6 protein-coding genes are annotated in these 4,065 nt (G+C 33.2%); 2 read left to right on the forward strand and 4 right to left on the reverse strand.

The window, feature by feature from the left end; translation table 11 throughout:
- The first annotated feature begins 43 nt into the window (after positions 1–43).
- Together ACKI30_RS08445 and ACKI30_RS08450 are read left to right on the forward strand one after the other, a co-directional pair.
- A complete protein-coding gene (locus ACKI30_RS08445) occupies positions 44–1,345 on the forward strand; it encodes a phenylacetate--CoA ligase family protein (protein WP_407411572.1) in 1,302 nt (433 codons plus the stop codon).
- 8 nt (positions 1,346–1,353) lie between these two features.
- The gene (locus tag ACKI30_RS08450; protein WP_407411574.1) at positions 1,354–1,785 is read left to right on the forward strand and encodes an amino acid-binding protein; all 432 of its coding nucleotides are present in this window, start codon (positions 1,354–1,356) and stop codon (positions 1,783–1,785) included.
- Between the two features lie 17 nt (positions 1,786–1,802).
- Here ACKI30_RS08450 and ACKI30_RS08455 read toward each other — a convergent pair whose 3' ends face one another.
- From ACKI30_RS08455 to ACKI30_RS08470, 4 genes are all read right to left on the reverse strand, one after another.
- Positions 1,803–2,648 (reverse strand): hypothetical protein, encoded by an 846-nt coding sequence (locus tag ACKI30_RS08455; protein WP_407411576.1) that lies wholly within the window; start codon positions 2,646–2,648, stop codon positions 1,803–1,805.
- Positions 2,649–2,914: 266 nt separating this feature from the next.
- Complete coding sequence (locus ACKI30_RS08460) at positions 2,915–3,193, reverse strand: hypothetical protein (protein WP_292739653.1); 279 nt, start codon at positions 3,191–3,193, stop codon at positions 2,915–2,917.
- Between the two features lie 55 nt (positions 3,194–3,248).
- Complete coding sequence (locus tag ACKI30_RS08465) at positions 3,249–3,833, reverse strand: indolepyruvate oxidoreductase subunit beta (protein WP_407411578.1); 585 nt, start codon at positions 3,831–3,833, stop codon at positions 3,249–3,251.
- Positions 3,834–3,837: 4 nt separating this feature from the next.
- Positions 3,838–4,065: 4Fe-4S binding protein (locus ACKI30_RS08470; RefSeq protein ID WP_407411580.1), on the reverse strand; the 228-nt coding region annotated here is incomplete at its 5' end.

A 4,065-nucleotide genomic window follows, 5' to 3' on the forward strand; every position in this document is an offset into this window, starting at 1 on the left:
CATAACTTAATCTTGTTAAAATAAAATTTAAAATAGGGATATAATGTTTTGGAATGAAAAAGCAGAATGTATGGAAAAGGAAGAAAAAGAAAAACTACAACTTGAAAGACTACAGGAAACCGTGAAACTCGCATATGAAAATGTTGAGTTTTACAAAAAACGATTCGATGAAATCGGATTGAAACCGGAAGACATCAAAACACTAAAAGACATTGAAAAAATTCCATTTACCACAAAAAGCGATTTAAGAGAAGCTTATCCCTTAGGATTGCTTGCAGTTCCTCGTGAAGAAATTGTGGAAGTTCACGCATCATCCGGAACTACCGGAAAACCAACCGTAACTGCATATACTCAAAACGATTTGGACATTTGGGGAGAATGTATTGCACGTGGATTGAAAATGGCCGGTGCTGAAAAAGACTACATCATCCAAAATGCCTACGGATACGGTTTGTTTACAGGAGGATTCGGTATCCACCACGGTGGAAACAGTATGGGTGCAATCACAATCCCAATTTCAGCAGGAAATACCCAAAGGCAACTGGACACAATGGTTGATTTCCAAAGTGACATTCTAACATGCACCCCTTCCTATGCAATGTATCTTGGAGAATCCAGAGAAAAAGCAGGAATCCCTCTTGAAGACTTAAACCTGAAAGCAGGAATTCATGGGGCTGAAATGTGGACCGATGAAATGAGAAAAAGAATTGAAGCATCCCTTGGAATCAAAACCCACAATATCTACGGTTTAACAGAAGTTATGGGTCCTGGCGTTGCTCAGGAATGCGACTTCCAAAACGGAATGCACATACAAGACGATCATTTCTATCCGGAAATCATCAACTCCGAAACCGGAGAAACTTTAGGATATGGAGAAAAAGGAGAGCTTGTTTTAACCTCCCTTACCAAAACAGGAATGCCTATTTTAAGATTCAGAACAAAAGACCTGACTTCACTCATCGCTGACAAATGTGAATGTGGAAGAACAACCGTCAGAATGACAAGAATCACAGGCAGAAGCGACGACATGTTAAAAATCAAAGGTGTTATGGTATTCCCATCACAAATTGAAAAAGCATTGCTCAAAGTTAGCGGAATCAGCCCTAACTACATGATTCACGTAACAAGACCTGACATTTTGGATGAGGTTGAAGTTAAGGTTGAAGCTACAAAAGAATTGTTCTCAGATGAAATGAAGGAAATGGAAAGAGTTGAAAAACAAATTCAGGCATCAATCAGATCAGAGACCGGTTTAAGAGTTGATGTAAGTATTGTTGAACCTGAAACCCTTCCAAGAAGCGAAGGTAAAGCTGTTCGCGTAATTGATGAAAGGAATTTTGACTAGGTGATAAAATGGCAGTAAAACAAATTTCAATTTTCGTAGAAAACAAAGAAGGAAGAATTAAAAAAGCTATTGACACATTAGCAAAAGAAAACATTAACATTCGTGCTCTTTCAATAGCAGATACAACAAAATACGGAATTTTAAGATTAATTGTTTCAGACAATGAAAAGGCAATAGAAGCTCTTGAAAAAGACGGTTTTATTGTAAAGGAAAATGAAGTTATCATCCTGGCAGTTCCTGACGAACCTAACGGATTGAACTCAACTTTAGAAGTTTTCGATGAAAAAGGCATTAACTTAGAATACCTTTACGCATTTGTAAGCAGCAAAACCGATGAAGCAATTGTTGTAATGAGATTGGAAAACATGGAAAAAGCTATTGAAGCTTTAAACGAAAGCAATGTTAAAATCTTAGATGAAGCCGACATTAAAAATTTATAGAAAAGAATTACTCTTTTCTACAAATTATTTTTATTTTTTATTTCCAAAACTTTTTCTAAAGCAACATCTGCATTTTTTGCAATAACACAAGCTTCTTCACCAGATTTTAAAAGATTTACGATGATTTGCTCAATACCTTGCTCAATACCGTCATCTTTTCCATTTTGATACTTGTTTTCACCATATTCATGTATTAGACTCATTCTACCACCCAACAAATCACAAATAATATTCCTTTCAAGTGAATCAACAACAAATTTGTCAGTTGTTAACCACATAATCCCAAAAGACAAATCTTTTTGAGATGAAGTCAAATTTTTCAAATTAAATAATATCTTAATGACGCGATAAATGTATTCAACAATGTTTTTACCTTTTTTACTTAATGGAACTAAAGACAATAATATAATATCTCTACCATCTAACGGTTCATTGTATTTAAGTTTAGTTTTAACATTATTTATAATTTCTTCACTGTCTAAATTATTCAATCCATGAACCTCATACTTAAAGACATTTAATCTGTTATATCTATACTCAACTATTTTAGAATCTTCAGCTGTGCTTAAAACAGATAGATTAACTTCCTTATCATTTTTCTTATGCTGATCAGTTAACGCAACATAACTGTGAGCTCTTCTTGAAAAATCATTTCCAACTTCAGTACTTTGAAACTCCACAATTAGATTCTCATCATCCAAATCTAAAATTAAATCAGGTTTGTAGTTAGTTGGATCAATATGCCTTAATTCTTTAGTCCAAACTTTAGTTCTTTTTGATTTTTTACCTAAAATCTCTAAAAGAATACTAGCATCTTCATCAGACACATTTTTGAATAACATATCCTCCTGAAATTCAGCCATTGTAAGACACCTCCAATATTACTGAATATATTATTAAAAACAAGACTTAATAACTTTTATATTTGAATTAAATAGTATTAATTTAAATAAAATGGTTTTTGGAGGTAAATATTACATAATTAAAGCAATAATACTAAATTAAGGCAATAATAAAAAATCAAAACAATATTATCAAGTGAAAACAATTATGTTAAATCAAAAAAAATTTCAAAATTGATTAAAATATGGAAAAAATAAGAAATAAAAAAAGAGTAAAAAGAAAATAGCTATAAATCTTTTAACATGTTAGCTATATCTTCTTTAGAATAACCTAGACGTACAAAAAGACTTTTTAAAGGATCAGTTTCTGGAACTACTCCCAATTCCCTCCAACTTTTAAAATCATTTTTCAAAATACCGTTGATTAAAAGTTGAATAGTAATTAAATCATCACTTTTAACAGCAATGAATGCATCTTCATCTTCAAAAACATTATCCGGATCAATCAATGTTAAATTACCTGCTATATCTTTTTTTACGATTGCATTGTCGATTTTGTAAGCCATAATAACCACTACTTTTTTATCTACTATAAAATATATTTAAAATACTATTTATAAGTTAACCTTTGATAGATTTATATCCGCTTTCAATAGCTTTTAGGTTCATGTCATGGAATTTAGGTTTCAGATTATTCTTCATGGCATCGATGACTGATTCTTTTGATAATGGGAAATTGTCATCAGCGGTCACCGCACCTAAAAGAACCATGTTCAAAGCCAGAACACTTCCGGCCTCAATAGCCAATTCAGTACCGTTGATTGGAAGAACGTGTTTGAAGTTCTCTTTCAATACTTTGGTAATGCTGTCCACGCTAGGATAAGGCTTGTCGGTTGAAGACGGAATTATCGGATGAGTGTTATAAACTATTTTTGTCTCTGAGTTTACTTTATCCAAACCCCTGATTGTTTCAATAGGCTCAAATGCAAGCAACATGTCTGCTCCCTTATTCGGAATGATTGATGAATTGTATCCTCCGATTTTAAGTTCGGTTGATACAGATCCTCCCCTTTGAGACATTCCATGAATTTCACTCATTACCACTTCCAGGCCCTGATTCATCGCAGCCTCACCGATGATTGTGGAGGTTTTGATGATTCCCTGACCTCCTACACCACAAATATAAATACTATAATGATTATCCATTTTCTCACCTACCTGCCTCTAGTGCACCATACTTACATACCTGAATACAGACGTTACATCCGTCACATTGCGCCTTATCAATGGTAATTTTTCCATTGATTTTTGAAATTGCAGGACAAGCAAGTTCACTTACACATTTATCACAATTATTACAATTCTTTTCAACTAAGTTAACCGGAGGTTTTTTGGTTAAACCTTTAATTAATGTACATGGAGCTTTTGAAACGATTAC

The organism is Methanobrevibacter sp. (assembly GCF_045539575.1).
Classification (GTDB): domain Archaea; phylum Methanobacteriota; class Methanobacteria; order Methanobacteriales; family Methanobacteriaceae; genus Methanocatella.